Raw genomic sequence first — 17423 nt, 5'->3', positions numbered from 1 at the left:
TGAATTCCCATAAATTTACCAAATATGGGCCCTAAAGCCCTCAACCTCGCGCAAATCTACGGTAAACACTTCATAAAATTCGGCGATTCGCCCTTTATCCATCCCGTGAATAAGAAAAACGCCCATGGTTTCCCATGGACGCTCCGCAGTCATCACTCTTTGGGGCTTAGGTGCTACGCCATTCCGCCATCAACAAGACGCTTGGCAATATTTGCATAGGCCTGCGCCATAGGTCCGTCCCCAAGTGCAATCGGCGTCCCGTTATCTCCTGCGAGACGCACATCAATATCCAGCGGCAAGGCTCCAAGGAACGGCAGGTCCAACTTTTTAGCCTCGGCCTCAACGCCACCATGCCCGAATAACTGGGTCTCATGATCGCAGTTTGGGCAAATGAAGGTGCTCATGTTTTCAATCAACCCCAGAACCGGTGTGCCGAGCTGTTCAAACATATTGAGCGCTTTTTTCGCATCCAACATCGCCACGTCTTGTGGGGTCGAGACAACAATCGCGCCCGTGAGGTCCGATTTCTGGCACAGGGTCAGTTGCACATCCCCCGTTCCCGGCGGCAAATCGACGATCAAAACATCGAGTTCACCCCATTCAACCTGTCCCAGCATTTGCTGCAACGCGCCCATTAACATAGGACCGCGCCAAATGACTGCCTTTTCGGGGTCTACCATCAAGCCAATCGACATCATCGTGACGCCATGCGCCTGTAGAGGAATGATAGTTTTGCCATCTGGCGACGCGGGGCGTTTACTCACGCCCATCATTCGTGGCTGGCTCGGACCATATATATCCGCATCCAACAGGCCAACCCGACGTCCCTGTTTCGCAAGCGCTACCGCAAGGTTTGACGATACCGTCGACTTCCCCACACCGCCCTTCCCTGACCCCACGGCCAAAATACGCGCAACACCCGAAGGTTTCGTTGGACCAGCCTGCGGCGCTGGATGACGTCCAATTTTCAAATCTGGTGGCGCGGCCTTTTTGGCGGCTGGGCCATGGGCTGTTAAAACAACAGAAACAGATTGAACCCCCGGCATCGCCTTCACCGCAGCTTCGGCTTCATCGCGCGATTGGGTCAGCATACGTGCCTCATCTGCAGAAGCCGCCTCGATCACGAATTTCACCGCCCCGCCGTCGACATCCAAGGCCCGCACCAAATCCCGCGCAATTAGATTCGCACCATCGCTTGTTTTGATTCGCGCTAAAACCTCAAGAATCTCTTGTTTTGTAACAGCCATGTAACGACTCCTTATGAACTTCGACGCGGGAGCATTGTTCCGCTTTCCCCCTAAACACAAGAGTTCGCGTTAATTTAGACCTTAAATTAAAGGCGAATGACGGAAAATCGGCCTAAATTTAGGGCAGCCTTACTTATGCATTTTCTGCATAGCAGCATTGACGACAAGCCGGATTGTGCATCTGCAGCACAGCCCCTAAATTGATCTCATGTTAGCGCAATCCGGCGCAGCAGAAAATTAAAGTGAGATATGCAAATGGCATTCGCTACAGACATCCGCGCCGCAGAAGCTGGCATTCAAGACCGTATCATCGCAGCCTATAAAGGGTTGGTCGAAAAGTTCGAACGTTACAACGTGTACCGCACAACTTTCAACGAGCTGAACGCTCTTTCGAACCGTGACCTTGCCGACTTGGGCATGCACCGTTCCATGATCAAACGTATCGCAATCGAAGCGGCGTATAACTAAGAATTCTTAATCAGACCTTCTCCTCCTCCCTAGGTCTGAGCAAAGAGCGGTGACATCTACCTCCTCCCAGATGTCGCCGCACCTACACGGAGCGAAGCTCCAAAACGAACGGCTGATGACCCTCTCCTCCTCCCTGGGTCGGACGCAATAGACCTTAGGCACTTATCCTCCTCCCAAGTGCTAGAGGTCGCATACACGGGGCTTCGGCCTCAACTATTGCGAAGGATCTCTCTCCTCCTCCCTGAGATCCGACGTAACCTGCGCCGACCCACTCTCCTCCTCCCAGAGGCTTGGCGAGGCGCACACATAAGACGGCGATGTTCACCTCCTCCCGAACATCGCCGTTTTTTTATGTCCAGAATTCCCTCTCCAGACACGAAAAAATCTGGTGCCCCATCACAGGGCCCAGCTTTACAAAGCAACCAAAACTTACAACTTAAAAGGGCACGTCTCCGGCCTTATCCGCAGGCACGACAAAGCTGGCCAAGACCTTCTTGTCTCCCGCCTTGTCAAAGGAAATCCCCAGTTTGTCGTTATCGACTTCGACAATCACTCCGTAGCCGTATTTCTGATTAAACACGCGCTCCCCTTCGGTAAAGGAACTGATTGCCGATGCGTCAATCGTCAAATGGCGGCTTGAGCGGGGATTACCAGTGGGACGTTCGTTCGCGCGCGCCTGCATTCTCTTCCATCCCGGTGAATTATATGCGTCTGCTTTGGTTGCACGAGCCTCCATTTGCGGCGCCCCGCCTGCCGCCGCACCGTAGCCGCCGCCATAAAGACCCGGTGGTGTGAGGACATCAACGTGCTCCTCAGGCAATTCATCAATAAACCGACTCGGCAAGGCATTCTGCCATTGGCCATAGACTCGCCGATTGGCCGCGAATGAAATAGTGCAAAGTCGCTCGGCGCGGGTGATGCCCACATAGGCCAGCCGTCGTTCTTCCTCTTCACCCTTCACGCCGCTTTCATCCATCGATCTTTGACTCGGGAATAACCCATCTTCCCAACCCGGTAAAAATACGTTCGGAAACTCAAGTCCCTTGGCCCCGTGCAGGGTCATAATCGTGACCTTTTCCTCGGACTCTTCATTTTCGTTGTCCATAATAAGGGAAACGTGCTCCAGAAAACCTTGAAGATTTTCGAACTGTTCCAAGGCTTTGACCAGTTCTTTCAGGTTCTCAAGCCGACCAGGACCTTCGGGTGTTTTATCATTCTGCCAATGGCCTGTGTAGCCGCTTTCATCCAAGATGATTTCGGCCAACTCCATGTGTGATAAGCGTTCCGACCTTGCCTCAGCGATCCAGCGATCAAAACCTTCGACAAGCTTGCGCAACTCTGTGCCGCCCTTGCCGCCGATGCCGTTTTCCGCCAACAAATGCTTTGCCCCTTCGAGCAAAGATACCTCGTGTTTACGCGCGCAAAGCTGGATTTTCTGCTGCGCCACATTTCCCAACCCACGCTTTGGTGTGTTGACGATGCGTTCAAACGCGAGATCGTCGTCGGGACTGGTAACAACACGGAAATAGGCCATCGCATCGCGAATTTCGAGTCGCTCATAAAAGCGCGGACCGCCGATAACGCGGTAGGGCAATCCAATAGTCAGGAAGCGATCCTCAAAGGCGCGCATTTGGTGACTTGCGCGCACTAAAATCGCCATAGTTTCAAGGCTTTGCCCTTTTTCTGTCCGACGTCCACGCTGAAGGGTTTCAAGCTCTTCACCGATCCAACGCGCCTCTTCTTCGCCATCCCAATGACCGATCAGTCGCACTTTTTCGCCATCTGGCAAATCCGTCCACAGCTCTTTTCCAAGCCGTCCAGCATTGCCGGAAATAACTCCAGAAGCCGCCGCCAGAATATGGGGCGTACTGCGATAGTTTTGCTCAAGGCGCACCACATGCGCTCCGGGGAAGTCTTGCTCAAACCGCAGGATATTGCCGACTTCAGCGCCACGCCAACCGTAAATCGATTGGTCGTCATCCCCAACGCAACATATGTTTTTATGTCCACTGGCCAACAGCCGCAGCCACAAATACTGCGCGACGTTCGTGTCTTGGTATTCGTCCACAAGGATGTATTTGAACCACCGCTGGTACTGTTCCAAAATATCCGAATGCTTTTGAAAAATCGTCACCACATGCATCAAAAGATCGCCAAAATCGCAAGCATTCAACTCGCGCAGGCGCGTTTGATACTGGGCGTAAAGCTCAATCCCTTTACCATCAAACGCCCCCGCTTCAGCACTTGGAACTTGCTTTGGGGTCCACGCGCGGTTTTTCCAACCATCAATGATGCCCGCGAGTTGCCGCGCGGGCCAACGCTTATCGTCAATCTTTGCGGCGGTAAGCAACTGTTTTAACAGGCGAATTTGATCATCCGTATCAAGGATCGTAAAATTGCTTTTGAGACCAACAAGTTCAGCGTGACGACGTAGAAGCTTCACACACACCGAATGGAAGGTCCCAAGCCACGGCATCCCTTCGATGGTTTGCCCCAACATGCGTCCAACCCGCAATTTCATCTCGCGAGCGGCCTTGTTGGTAAAGGTTACCGCCAAAATCTCGTTCGGACGTGCGCGGCCCGTATTGAGAAGATGAACAATCCGGCTGGTCAAGGCTTTGGTTTTGCCCGTCCCTGCCCCCGCGAGCATCAAAACGGGGCCATCCATCGTCTCGACGGCTTCGCGCTGTGCGGGATTTAGCTCATCCAAATAGGGTGTAGGCCGCGAAGCCATTGCGCGGGCGGCGAGGGACGGGCGGGATGCGGCCTCAAAGGCGTCATTTTCATCAAAACTGCTCATGCGGGCAATCTAGCCGTTTTTGTTGCAAAGGAAAAGAGGGTGTTCTCAATATGTTCCAAGTGAATTTTGGGATGCATTTGATAGCGGCACCTTAAAACAGCACGGATAATCGCCTGCTATCCACAAGGGAGGTTCCGGCGTGGATTCGAAAAGTAGGTCAGCACACAGGACCCAAATCGATCTACTTTCAGACACTTCTTCCAAATACTACGCCCAAATTGGAATAATAGCACTAATTGGTAAACAATCGTGACCGAAAATTGCTGCAACAGCGAAGAAAGCTTTACGGCGACGCAGAAAATTCTTAAAAGATACTCCCGAGAGCTATCGGGGAATTCAAAATGTCAGACTTCAAGAAAATTCTAATCGCCAATCGCGGTGAGATTGCTATTCGCATCATGCGAGCCGCAAACGAAATGGGCAAGAAAACTGTTGCCGTCTATGCCGAAGAAGACAAACTCGGCCTGCACCGCTTCAAAGCCGACGAAGCCTATCGCATTGGCGAAGGCCTTGGTCCCGTGGCCGCCTATTTAAGCATCGAAGAAATTATTCGGGTTGCCCTGATGGCGGGCGCGGACGCGATCCACCCAGGCTACGGCCTCCTCTCTGAAAACCCCGATTTTGTAGACGCCTGTGACGCTGCGGGCATCGCCTTTATTGGCCCCAAAGCCGAGACAATGCGCGCCCTAGGCGACAAAGCCAGCGCGCGCCGTGTTGCGATTGAGGCGGGTGTGCCCGTCATTCCCGCAACCGAAGTCCTTGGCGATGATATGGACAAGGTACGCCGCGAAGCCGCAGAAGTTGGCTACCCCCTCATGCTCAAAGCGAGCTGGGGTGGCGGTGGCCGTGGCATGCGTCCGATTTACGGCCCAGAAGAAGTTGAAGAAAAAGTCCTCGAAGGGCGTCGCGAAGCCGAGTCTGCGTTTGGCAATGGCGAGGGATACCTCGAGAGAATGATCCAACGCGCCCGCCACGTTGAGGTCCAAATCCTTGGCGACAAACACGGCGGCATGTATCACCTGTTTGAACGCGACTGCTCGGTACAACGTCGCAACCAAAAAGTTGTCGAACGCGCCCCTGCCCCATATCTATCTGATAAACAGCGCGCCGACATCTGCGCCTTAGGTCGCAAAATTTGCGCCCATGTTGGATATGAATGTGCGGGAACCGTCGAGTTCCTGATGGATATGGACACCGAGGAGTTCTACTTCATCGAAGTAAATCCCCGCGTTCAAGTCGAGCATACAGTCACCGAAGAGGTCACAGGCATCGACATCGTGCAGGCGCAAATCCTGATTGCTGAAGGTAAAACCATTGCTCAAGCGACCGGAAAAGCCAGCCAAGAAGATATCGTCCTAACGGGCCACGCGCTTCAATGTCGCGTGACAACAGAAGATCCGCAAAACAACTTCATTCCAGACTATGGCCGCATCACTGCCTATCGCAGCGCAACAGGCATGGGCATCCGTCTTGACGGCGGCACGGCCTATTCTGGCGGCGTCATCACCCGTTATTATGATAGTTTGCTGGTAAAAGTGACCGCCAAAGGCCCAACACCCGAGGCGGCGATTGCGCGTATGGACCGCGCCTTGCGCGAGTTCCGCATCCGTGGCGTGAGCACCAACATTGCCTTTGTTGAGAACCTTCTCAAGCACCCGACCTTCCTAGACAACAGCTACACCACGACGTTTATCGACAACACACCAGAGCTGTTCACATTCAAAAAACGACGTGATCGGGCCACCAAAATTCTGACCTATGTTGCGGAAATTACAGTCAACGGCCATCCAGAAACCGCTGGAAGACCAAAGCCTTCGGCGGACCAACGTTCGCTCGCTCCCCCCGCACTCAAAGGCACGCCCGTCATTGGAACGCGCAACCTGCTAGAAGCCGAGGGCCCACAGGCTGTGGCCGATTGGATGACCGCGCAAACGAAACTTTTGATCACTGACACGTCCATGCGCGACGGGCATCAAAGCTTACTTGCCACGCGGATGCGCTCGATTGATATGATCCGTGTTGCACCGACCTATGCGGCAAATCTTGGATCGCTTTTCTCTGTTGAATGCTGGGGCGGCGCGACATTTGATGTGGCCTATCGGTACTTGCAAGAATGCCCATGGCAACGGTTGCGTGACCTGCGGGCCGCGATGCCGAACGTGATGACGCAAATGCTTTTGCGTGCGTCGAACGGGGTGGGTTACACCAACTATCCTGATAATGTTGTACAATCCTTTGTCAAACAAGCCGCCGAAACTGGTGTCGATGTCTTCCGCGTCTTTGACAGCCTCAACTGGGTCGAAAACATGCGCGTAGCGATGGATGCTGTTCAGGAAGAGAACAAGGTCTGCGAAGGCACGATTTGCTACACGGGCGACATTCTCGATCCCGACCGCGCAAAATATAACCTTAAGTATTACGTGGAAATGGGCAAGGACCTCAAATCGGCGGGTGCCCATGTACTCGGCCTAAAAGATATGGCTGGCCTCCTCAAACCAACCGCTGCAGGCGCTTTGATTAAAGCTCTCAAAGAAGAAGTCGGCCTGCCGATTCACTTCCACACACATGATACCTCCGGCATCGCAGGCGCCACAATCCTTGCGGCAAGCGAAGCAGGCGTTGACGCCGTCGATGCGGCAATGGATGCATTTTCGGGCGGCACCAGCCAACCTTGTCTTGGCTCCATCGTCGAAAGCTTGCGTCACACACCGCGCGAAACTGGCCTCGATATCGGCTCAATCCGCGAAGTCTCAAACTATTGGGAAGCGGTGCGCGCACAATATACGGCCTTCGAGAGCGGCCTCGCAGCCCCCGCCAGCGAAGTCTATTTGCACGAAATGCCCGGAGGCCAGTTCACCAACCTAAAAGCACAGGCGCGCAGCCTTGGCCTTGAGGAGAGATGGCACGAAGTTGCGCAAACTTATGCGGATGTGAACCAGATGTTTGGTGACATTGTGAAGGTCACGCCCTCGTCCAAAGTTGTTGGCGACATGGCGCTTATGATGGTTTCTCAGGGACTTAGCCGTGCCGAGGTCGAGAACCCCGAGGTGGATCTATCTTTCCCCGAGAGTGTCGTCGACATGATGCGCGGGAATTTGGGCCAACCTCCAGGTGGCTTTCCAACAGGCATCCAAAGCAAAGTCCTCAAGGGCGAGGCTCCTAACCTGACGCGCCCAGGTGCCGCGATGGAACCCACAGACCTAGAAGCAACGCGGGCCGAACTTAGCGCGCTTTTGGATGGGTTCACCGTGGATAACGAAGACCTCAATGGCTACCTCATGTATCCTAAAGTGTTCTTGGATTACATGGGCCGTCACCGCCTCTATGGACCCGTGCGGGCGCTTCCGACACGGACGTTCTTTTATGGAATGGAACCTGCTGAAGAGATCACAGCAGAGATCGGACCGGGCAAAAAGCTTGAAATTCGCCTTCAAGCCGTTGGCGAAACAACAGAAGATGGCGAAGTTAAGGTCTTTTTCGAACTAAACGGCCAGCCGCGCGTTATCCGTGTTCCAAATCGTCTGGTGAAAGCAAAAACCGCCGCGCGGCCAAAAGCCGTGGATGGCAATACCGACCATATCGGAGCACCAATGCCAGGTGTTGTGGCAACACTCGCGGTAACGGTCGGCCAAGTGGTCCATCAGGGTGACCTGCTCTTGACGATTGAAGCGATGAAAATGGAAACCGGCATTCATGCTGAGCGCGACGCGACCGTCAAAGCTGTCCATGTTACGCCGGGCAGCCAAATCGACGCAAAAGACCTGCTTGTTGAGCTGGAATAGAACCTAACGAGAGAAACATTGCCCGTCGCAAGAGATTGCGGCGGGTATTTTTATGCGCATTCCGCGTCAATCAAACTTACTTTTCAGTATATTCACAATTCACTACGGCAGACAATTCGTTCATATCTACGACCATAGAGCCATCTGACAGCGTAGATTCCAACCAACGCGATTTGGAGGTCCCGCCAAGGTGACTCCGAAAAACGCTTTCCATTAGTTTGGCATGGCTCCGACTCGCGAAAACTTTTGTTTCTCCCCCTTTTTTAAAACAGAGAGTCACGAGTCGATCTTGAGACATAGTCACAGGCTGTCCTCTTCTTTTCTTGAGTGCCACAACGCGGGCAATCTTGTTCCGGTTTGCGCCGAATCCAGTCGGCCCTATTCGAGGTATATTGAACCAACCTTTGTAAAGAGCGCGTAAACAAGAGGTATTTTGTTACGCAGCCCCAAAGACCAAAGTCATGGCACAAAGGCCTATTTCTTGAGCTGAAGCCGCAAACATAGGCACAACCGTCATAAGGCGTGCAAGAAATGCGATCCCGATGGCAATTGTGAGAATTGCCCCGCGGATGGCCCCCGTCCCTCCCGTCAACCCTCTGCGTGACTTGCAAAGACAGTCAATGAGGCGGATATCGCGTCGCATGATAGGGTCGTTTTCCATTAAAAACTTCTCACTTTCTATAAGAGACACACGCGCGAGCGGGCAGTTTCCGTCGCTTAGAAAATAATTTAAATTTTCTGCCAAATTCCCCTTGCGGCCCCCAATCGTTCGGACTAAACCCCTCCTCACCAGACGGTGCGGGCGTAGCTCAGGGGTAGAGCATAACCTTGCCAAGGTTAGGGTCGAGAGTTCGAATCTCTTCGCCCGCTCCATCTGGTCAAACTAAAAACGGCCTTGGGTTTCCGCCCTAGGCCGTTTTTGTTTTTGGTGCCCTATCGTCTTGTCGCAGATTAACGCACTGCGTTTGCCAACGAAAGATTTACCATGTCCAAAATGAAAGCAGTCGTCATACATGAAGCGGGCGGACCCGACGCTTTAAAGATCGAAACCCGCGAGATCCCCACACCCAAAGCGGGTTGGGTTTTGATCCGTGTGAAATCTTTTGGCCTCAACCGTTCTGAATTATTTACCCGCCAAGGGCATTCCCCCAACGTTCCCTTCCCACGCATTTTGGGGATTGAGGCCGTGGGCGTCGTTGCGCAATCCGTAGATGGCGTTTTCACCGAGGGCGAAACCGTGGCCACAGCGATGGGGGGATTGGGGCGGATGTTTGATGGCAGTTATGCCGAGTACACATTGGTGCCAAATGCCCAAGTTATGCGCCTGAAAACGACTTTGGCGTGGGATGTTTTGGGTGCCCTGCCCGAGATGCTCCAAACGGCCAATGGCTCGCTTCAGACGGCTTTAAAGGCGCAGGCGGGCGAAACCCTCCTCGTACGGGGCGGCACTACATCAGTGGGTCTGTGTGCTGCCATCCTAGCCAAACGCATGGGGCTCACGGTGATCGCAACCACGCGGCGCGAAGATCGTCGCCAAAGCCTTTTGGACAACGGCGCGGATGATGTCGTCATAGATACAGGTGCAATCGCCCAAGACGTAAAAAAGCGCTATCCTGAGGGCGTGAACAAGGTGCTTGAACTGGTCGGCACAACCACATTGCTCGATTCCTTGGCCTGCACGGCCCGTGGGGGATCGGTTTGCATGACGGGCATGGTTGGAAATGCATGGGAACTGGCTGCCTTTAGCCCGATGGGCGCCATTCCAACGGCGGTAAATCTGACCACTTATGCGGGGGGCAACGAAGACTTTTTGGCAACTCCGTTGCAAGACATCGCTGATTTGGTTGTCGCCGGAAAGTTCAATGTTCCAATTGGAAAAGTCTTCAAAATTGACGACATCGTTGCCGCACATACCGCAATGGAGAACAACACGGCGGGCGGTAAAATTGTGGTCGTGACCTAGAACCTCTACTGCAAGATTTGGAGACGTTTTCTGCCCGTTTTTCTATTGACGGTTGTTGGTTCAAGTCATTCACGCCAAACTGCTCACATCGTCCCCTCAACGCGAAAACGGTGATTTCATGTCGAAACTTAAAACATCAGTGGCCGAAATGGTTGCGACTGCACGCGCGCGCATCCAAGAGATTGAAACCAAAGACGCGATAGCATTGGTCAACGACCCAAACGTCGTGATCGTCGACCTTCGAGATGTGCGTGAACGTCAACACTCGGGCTTCATCCCCGGCAGCTTTCACTGTCCGCGCGGGATGCTTGAATTCTGGATCGATCCAGAAAGCCCTTATTTCAAAGAGATATTTGCCGAGGACAAGAGATTCATCTTTCATTGCGCATCGGGGTGGCGCTCTGCCCTTTCGGTGTCCATGCTCAAGGATATGGGGTTTGAAGCCGCCCACCTAAAAGAAGGATTTTCGACGTGGGAAAAGCAGGGGGGACCTGTGGAATTTGCTCAAAGAAAACCTTAGACTATTCCCTAAAAAGACCGCCCAAGGCTATTTCCCCCTGAGCGGTCTGTCTTCATGAAATCGGGCCTATTCGGCAGCGATTTTATCCTGTGTGGACGTCGTAAAATCGCTCGCGTCATGCCGCTCTAGCAATTGTTCCGAAGGCTCACCCCACGCACGGTTAACCATTTTGCCACGCTGGAACGCGGGACGATCATAAATCTCGTTTGTCCAACGGTTGAGGTTCTTGTAGCTTTCAACGTCAAGGAATTCCGCAGCGTCATACACGAGCCCCTTAACCAACGCGCCATACCACGGAGCCGTCGCGATATCCGCAATGGTGTATTCGTCGCCCGCAAGAAATTGTCGATCGGCAAGGTTTTTGTCAAGAACATCCAATTGGCGCTTGGTTTCCATAGCAAAACGATTGATCGGATACTCAAACTTTTCAGGAGCGTAAGCATAGAAATGCCCGAAACCGCCGCCGAGATAGGGTGCGGAGCCTTGTAGCCAGAACAGCCAATTCAAGGCTTCAGCCCGTCCGGCGGGATCTTTGGGCAGGAATGCTCCGAATTTTTCAGCGAGATAGAGCAGAATTGCGCCACTCTCAAACACGCGTGTCCCCGTGGCTGTATCCAACAAAGCGGGAATTTTGGAGTTGGGGTTGATGTCGACAAACCCGCTTCCGAATTGATCGCCCTCTTGAATATTGATTAACCACGCGTCGTATTCCGCGCCTGTAAAGCCCGCCTCAAGAAGCTCCTCGAACATCACCGTGACTTTGACGCCATTAGGTGTCGCAAGCGAGTAAAGTTGGAACGGATGTTTCCCCACTCTAAGCTCTTTGTCATGGGTTGCCCCAGAAATCGGACGGTTGATACTTGCGAACTTTCCGCCATTTTCAGTGTCCGGCGTCCAAACTTGGGGGGGGGTATATGTCATTTCATTCTCCGCTAACGTTGACGGTGACACGTAATACTTCATCGCCAAAGTACAAGAACCTTGGAGTGCATTATGAGGGGAAGCCGATGATAAAGCAGTATTATTGTGCTAAATCGCGGCCAACACGCCGTGCGCCCTAATTTTTTGAAGGTGTTGCGTGACGTTTTTCGCAAATGTTTCGGATTTTGCGACAGCGGCTGGAAGTAAATTTGGCAGTGCAAAGATATCTTTCACCAAGGACTCGGCATTTTGGCCATGCGCTGCATAAACATCTGCCAACTCTTCCTCACGAGGGTCACGCAAGGCGTACTCTGTGCCACTATCATGGCGTCCCGAAGCGTATCTGATCCAACATGCGGTCGCAAAAGCAAACGTATCTATGTCGCCCCCCTTTGCCAAGACTTCCGCTGCAGGTTCGAATATCCGCTGGCGCATTTTCTGGGTTCCATCCATCGCAATTTGATAGGTTTCATGCGCGATGTTGGGATTGCCAAATCGTTTTATCAGCTCCGTCGCGTAGTTGTTAAAATCAACACCTTCGAGGGGAGTTAGGGTCTCGCTCGCAGCCTGCAAATGCGCGGCAACCTTCTTGGCAAGCCTTGGATTATCCATGACATCGCGCACATAAGTACAGCCCGACAAATAGCCCGCATAGGCCAGCATTGAGTGGGCACCATTGAGCATACGAAGCTTCATTTTCTCAAAAGGCTCAACATCTTGAACCAAGATAGCCCCCGCATCTTCCCATGCGGGGCGGCCATTACAGAAATCATCTTCGATCACCCACTGGCTAAACGGTTCCGTTTCAACAGCGGCGAGATCGGGATGGCCCAAAGCCTGCTCCACCTCGGCAAAAAAACTGTCCGAACTGGCGGGTGTAATCCGGTCTACCATTGTCGATGGAAACCGTACATGAACCGAAATCCACGAGGCCAAATCTGGGTCCACGCGGTGGGCAAACTCCAGAACCCCTGCCCGGACCAGAGCGCCATTATTGGGCAAGTTATCGCACGAAAGGACCGTGAACGGGGCCGTCCCCGAGGCACGACGCACAGCAAGGGCGCGGGTGATGAGGCCGATGGCCCCCGTGGGCAATTCGGGGTTTGCCAAATCCTTTGCGATCTGCGGATCGGCAAGGTTCAGTTGCCCAGTCGAAAGATCGACACCATAGGCTTTCTCGGTAATCGTCAAACTGACAATACGGGTCTGAGGCCGCGTCATCGCATCTAAGATCGGTGCCACGCCCCGTTGGCCCGCGAGAACACTGGCGACACTGCCAATTTCGCGAAAAACCGGCGGCTCGCCACGCTGATCGGAGCGAACAACAAGGGTATAACGCCCCTCTTGAGCGTTCATTGCGTCAGCGACCTCTGTGCTGCGCAAACTGACCCCCAGAATGCGCCAATCGCCGCCATTTTTAGCGAGAACACTGTCTGTATAGACCGCTTGGTGCGCACGATGGAACGCGCCAATCCCGATATGAACAATCCCGACATCCGACGCGCTTGGATCATACGCGCAAGGTTCGCTATGCATTATTGTCACGCGCATCTGTAGAGACATTTGCGAAATCCGAGGACAATGCAGCAATCACCCCGCGCAATTCCGCCAACCCGCGCAGGCGCCCCGTAACGGGATAACCTGGCTGTTGAGGGCGCTTAAAATCATCGACCATCTCGTGACCGTGGTCAGGGCGCATGGGGATATTCCAATCTTCACGGCCTTCCGCTCGACGGCGTTTTTCTTCAGACAGGACCGCCGCAATCAAGGCGACCATATCGGTGCTCCCGCCCAAATGTTCTGCTTCGTAAAAAGAACCGGGAAACATGTCGCTCTCACGTTGAACGTTGCGCAGATGCAGGAAATGCACGTGAGGGCCGAGCCGACGCATCATCCCCGCCAAATCGTTCTGCGGGTGCACGCCAAGCGAGCCACTACACAAGGTGATACCATTCGCAGGGCTATCCACAGCGGCAATCAATTCGGCATAATCCTGTTCCGTCGACATGACGCGCGGCAAGCCAAGCAGCGAGAACGGCGGATCATCCGGATGGCAGCAAAGCCGCATTCCAAGGCGCTCGGCTGTAGGCAGAACTTCCCTGAGGAAGGTGTATTGATTGGACTTCAAACGCTCGGATGTAATGTCGGAATAGGAGCCAAGCAGGGCTTTAAAATCGTTAAAAGTCAGTTCTTGGTTTGCCCCAGGAAGGCCCATCACAATATTCGCCATGAGCGCCTGTTTGTCTGCATCCACCATAGAGGCATGGCGCGCGGTTGCGGCCTCAACCACTTCGGCGGGGAAATCGCTTGCCGCGTCGGCACGATTGAGAATGAAGATGTCAAATGCCGCGAAATCAATCAGATCAAACCGCATACAGGTTGCAGTATTATCTAGACGCCACGCCAAATCGGTGCGGGTCCAATCTAATATCGGCATAAAGTTGTAACAAACCGTTTTGATGCCCGCCTCCGCGAGATTTTCGAGACTGGTTTTGTAAGCTTCAAGATGGGCGCGCCATGCTCCGTCTTGTTTTTTAATATCCTCGGATACAGGCAGGCTTTCAACGACATCCCACTTGAGGGACGACGGCGTGCCATCACTGCGGGTCGCAATTTCAGCTTGTCGTTTCTCTATTTCCGCACGGGTCCAAACTTCGCCGTTTGATACGTGGTGCAAGCCGCTGACAACGCCCGTTGCCCCCGCTTGCTCGATTTCTTCGATCAGGGTGCAATCCTTTGGCCCAAACCATCTCCACGTCTGCTTCATGCCAAATCCTCATATCCATATGTTCGTTTTGCCAATCGATACGCGAGATCAATCGCCACTTCGACAGCTTCATCTTCCAGTAAACGGTGCTCGGCAACTTGGGTCGCTAAAAATGCACAATCCACACGGCGGGCCATATCGTGACGCGCAGGAATGGACGGGAACGCACGCGTGTCATCGTTAAATCCCACGGTGTTATAGTATCCCGCAGTTTCCGTCGTAAGATTTCGGTAGCGCATCATGCCGTCTGGACTGTCCGAAAACCACCACGCCGGCCCAAGCTTGAGGCAAGGATAGGCAGCCGCAAGAGGCGCCAGTTCCCGCGCATAGGTTGATTCATCCAAGGTAAACAGGATAATACTCAGGTTCTTTTCGTGTCCCAAGATATTGAGCAACGGTTTGAGAGCTTCTACAAAATTCACCCGCTTCGGTATATCAAACCCCTTATCCGACCCGTATCGCTTAAAGACATGCGGGCTGTGATTTCTGTCAGATCCGGGATGAATTTGCATAACCAACCCGTCTTCAACACTCAGCCTTGCCATCTCGGTTAGCATCTGGCCGCGGAACATCTCTTTTTGATCTTCGGTCGCAGTTTGCGCAAGGATTTCCGCATATAGATCGCGGCAGGCTTGTTGAGTGAAATCGCAGGTTGTCGCACTGGGGTGACCATGGTCGGTGGCCGTTGCCCCCGCCTTGATAAAATCCTGTCGACGTTTTTGATGTGCGCGCAGAAGCCCGCCCCATGTTGCGGTGTTTTCACCGGTAATTTTTCCAAAACGCTCAATGTTTTCAACAAAGCCAGAGATATCGGGATTTGTCACAGCGTCTGGTCGATAGGTGGGTACAACCCGCCCGCTCCATGCACTCTCTGCGATACTTTTGTGATGTGCTAGGTCATCAAGACAGGAATCCGTTGTGGCAAGAACTTCAATATTGAAAGCCTCATAAAGGGCTCTCGGGCGGTAGGCTTCTTGGTTCAACTTCTCGGAAATTTGATCATAAGCAGAGTCGGCGATTTCAGGACGCAAAGGCGCTTCAATGCCAAATTGATTTTCCAACGTATAGTCCATCCAATGGCGCACGGGCGTCGAGCGAAACAGAGTATAATTTTCTGCAAATAGACGCCAAATTTTGCGGCCATCCATTTCAAATGCTGCGCCATCCAACGTGGGAACGCCCATATCGGAATGGGGTATCCCCTGTGAAACCATCATGCGGACGATATAGTGATCCGGAACGATCAAAAGCAGTGCAGGATTCGCAAAAGGCGCATTGCCCGAAAACCAACTCGGGTCCGTGTGGCCATGTGGGCAAATGAGAGGCAATGCCTCTATTTCATGGAACAACCGCTGTGCTATCGCGCGTGTCGTTGCCTCAACGGGGAAAAAACGATTTTCATTGAGCACTGTTGTCTCCTACTGCTTCAAAGGCTGAATTGATGTGTCTGTTGATTAAGGCCTGCGCCAGCTCGCTATCTTTGACGCGTAAAGCTTTGATGATTTCCAAATGCTCGCCAAAAGCAACGTTAATCCGCAGCGGCAAATTTGCGGTAAGCATGATACGCGCACGATCGGTGTGGGCCTTGACGGAATGAGCAAGACGCCACGCGGACGGGATGCCTGCCAACTCCGCAAGGGCCTCGTGAAATTCCTCGTCGCGTTTAAAAAATTCGATGTGGTCGTCATGGGAAACCGCAACCCGCTGCAACGCAACACTAGCATCCAACGTCCGCAAATCCACGTCTCTTTCGCAGATTTGTTTGACGACCTCGCGCTCTAGCGACCGACGGATAATAATCCCTTCGCGCACCCGTGCGGCATCAATAGGAGCGACGATTGTGCCAACCTTGCTTTTTGCGTGGATTAATCCTTCGTCGATCAACCGCAAGTAGGCTTCGCGCACAGGTGTCCGGCTGACACCAAACCAATGGCTAAGATCGGTTTCGTTGATGGGAGTCGAAGGTTTTAAACTCTCTACGATAATATTAAGGCGCACAATATCATAGATCTGTGCGCCGATTGGACGCGACCGATCAATCTCGGAGTCCAACAGCCTCTCTGGCGAACGGTTATGAATACTTTGGGACATACGACCTCACTTCGCCCCTTCTTAGCACTCATGTATACATGAACACAAGCGGCACAAGATACCCACATCCGCAAACCCCGCCCACGTACATTTATAGGATATTTCCGCTTTTTAGTGCTCTAGAAGACAAAATCATTTGCGTCTAGCTCTGCTGGAAGAACGTCGCGCAATGTTATAGTCGTATTGGAAAATTGTACGATGGTGTCGTCACCAAACCGCGTAAGTGTCAGATCGCTGAATTGACGCGCGCCCGCACCAATTGCGACAATGTCGACATTGATAGAGAAGTCGGAAATGGTATCAGAGCCTGTACCCGTGGCAAACACAAAGGTGTCAACACCAGCGCCGCCGTGCAATGTGTCATTTCCCAGGTTACCCGACAAAGTATCGTCACCAAGACCACCAAAGAGAAAGTCGTCTCCACTGCGCCCATAGAGGGTATCATGCCCCGCTCCCCCCCAAAGACTGTTGGCAATGTTGTCGCCCAGCAAAAGGTCGTTAAAGGCAGTCCCCATTATATTCTCGACCGAAGAATAAGTGTCACCCGTAGCCTCGCCAGTGTTGGCAATTTCATAATAGAGGTCCGCGCGCAGGCCGCTAGATGCGCTCGAATAGTCCGCTATATCAACTCCCCAGCCACCAATAAGCGCATCCGCCCCGAGGCCGCCATTCAGACTGTCATTACCCATATTACCCGACAAAGTATCGTTACCAAGGCCACCAAAGAGATGGTCATCCCCATCGCGCCCATAGAGGGTATCATGCCCCGCTCCCCCCCAAAGACTGTTGGCAATGTTGTCGCCCAGCAAAAGGTCGTTAAAGGCAGTCCCCATTATATTCTCGACCGAAGAATAAGTGTCACCC

General features: G+C 53.0%; 13 protein-coding genes and 1 tRNA gene. 5 read left to right on the top strand and 9 right to left on the bottom strand.

Going from position 1 to position 17423, the window contains the following annotated elements; all coding sequences use genetic code 11:
• Positions 1-173 precede the first annotated feature (173 nt).
• Complete coding sequence (locus AB9F27_RS10750; RefSeq protein ID WP_335585860.1) at positions 174-1247, bottom strand: Mrp/NBP35 family ATP-binding protein; 1074 nt, start codon at positions 1245-1247, stop codon at positions 174-176.
• Between the two features lie 255 nt (positions 1248-1502).
• Between AB9F27_RS10750 and AB9F27_RS10745 the strand changes: the two genes are divergently transcribed.
• Positions 1503-1715 (top strand): DUF1127 domain-containing protein, encoded by a 213-nt coding sequence (locus tag AB9F27_RS10745; protein ID WP_335585859.1) that lies wholly within the window; start codon positions 1503-1505, stop codon positions 1713-1715.
• A 436-nt stretch (positions 1716-2151) separates the two neighbouring features.
• Here AB9F27_RS10745 and AB9F27_RS10740 read toward each other — a convergent pair whose 3' ends face one another.
• Positions 2152-4515 (bottom strand): UvrD-helicase domain-containing protein, encoded by a 2364-nt coding sequence (locus AB9F27_RS10740; protein ID WP_335585858.1) that lies wholly within the window; start codon positions 4513-4515, stop codon positions 2152-2154.
• A gap of 341 nt (positions 4516-4856) precedes the next feature.
• Here AB9F27_RS10740 and AB9F27_RS10735 point away from each other — a divergent pair, with 341 nt between their 5' ends.
• Positions 4857-8297, top strand: coding sequence for a pyruvate carboxylase (locus AB9F27_RS10735; protein WP_335585857.1), 3441 nt, complete (start codon positions 4857-4859; stop codon positions 8295-8297).
• A gap of 436 nt (positions 8298-8733) precedes the next feature.
• Here the strand turns inward: AB9F27_RS10735 and AB9F27_RS10730 are convergent, their stop codons facing one another.
• Complete coding sequence (locus AB9F27_RS10730; RefSeq protein WP_335585856.1) at positions 8734-8958, bottom strand: hypothetical protein; 225 nt, start codon at positions 8956-8958, stop codon at positions 8734-8736.
• Between the two features lie 137 nt (positions 8959-9095).
• Between AB9F27_RS10730 and AB9F27_RS10725 the strand changes: the two genes are divergently transcribed.
• The 3 genes from AB9F27_RS10725 (at position 9096) to AB9F27_RS10715 (ending at position 10780) form a co-directional block, all read left to right on the top strand.
• Positions 9096-9170 (top strand) — tRNA-Gly (locus AB9F27_RS10725).
• 112 nt (positions 9171-9282) lie between these two features.
• Positions 9283-10260 (top strand): zinc-binding alcohol dehydrogenase family protein, encoded by a 978-nt coding sequence (locus AB9F27_RS10720; protein WP_335585855.1) that lies wholly within the window; start codon positions 9283-9285, stop codon positions 10258-10260.
• Positions 10261-10378: 118 nt separating this feature from the next.
• The gene (locus AB9F27_RS10715) at positions 10379-10780 is read left to right on the top strand and encodes a rhodanese-like domain-containing protein (RefSeq protein WP_335585854.1); all 402 of its coding nucleotides are present in this window, start codon (positions 10379-10381) and stop codon (positions 10778-10780) included.
• 66 nt (positions 10781-10846) lie between these two features.
• On the opposite strand, the gene yghU is transcribed toward AB9F27_RS10715, so the two are convergent.
• The 6 genes from yghU to AB9F27_RS10685 form a co-directional block, all read right to left on the bottom strand.
• On the bottom strand, positions 10847-11701 hold the full coding sequence (gene yghU, locus AB9F27_RS10710) for a glutathione-dependent disulfide-bond oxidoreductase (protein WP_335585853.1): 855 nt from the start codon (positions 11699-11701) through the stop codon (positions 10847-10849).
• A 108-nt stretch (positions 11702-11809) separates the two neighbouring features.
• Positions 11810-13264 (bottom strand): mannitol dehydrogenase family protein, encoded by a 1455-nt coding sequence (locus AB9F27_RS10705; RefSeq protein WP_335585852.1) that lies wholly within the window; start codon positions 13262-13264, stop codon positions 11810-11812.
• On the bottom strand, positions 13230-14468 hold the full coding sequence (gene uxuA / locus AB9F27_RS10700) for a mannonate dehydratase (RefSeq protein ID WP_335585851.1): 1239 nt from the start codon (positions 14466-14468) through the stop codon (positions 13230-13232). Before uxuA ends, AB9F27_RS10705 begins: the two co-directional genes overlap by 35 nt.
• Positions 14465-15877 (bottom strand): glucuronate isomerase, encoded by a 1413-nt coding sequence (gene uxaC / locus AB9F27_RS10695; RefSeq protein WP_335585850.1) that lies wholly within the window; start codon positions 15875-15877, stop codon positions 14465-14467. The genes uxuA and uxaC overlap by 4 nt, the downstream gene beginning before the upstream one ends.
• The gene (locus tag AB9F27_RS10690) at positions 15867-16559 is read right to left on the bottom strand and encodes a GntR family transcriptional regulator (protein WP_335585849.1); all 693 of its coding nucleotides are present in this window, start codon (positions 16557-16559) and stop codon (positions 15867-15869) included. The genes uxaC and AB9F27_RS10690 overlap by 11 nt, the downstream gene beginning before the upstream one ends.
• A 119-nt stretch (positions 16560-16678) precedes the next feature.
• Positions 16679-17423 (bottom strand): calcium-binding protein (locus AB9F27_RS10685; RefSeq protein ID WP_369757713.1); only part of this gene is annotated, 745 nt, incomplete at its 5' end.

The organism is Falsihalocynthiibacter sp. CO-5D18 (genome assembly GCF_041205445.1).
GTDB lineage: Bacteria > Pseudomonadota > Alphaproteobacteria > Rhodobacterales > Rhodobacteraceae > Falsihalocynthiibacter > Falsihalocynthiibacter arcticus.
This window is presented reverse-complemented; position numbering and strand designations above follow the sequence as displayed.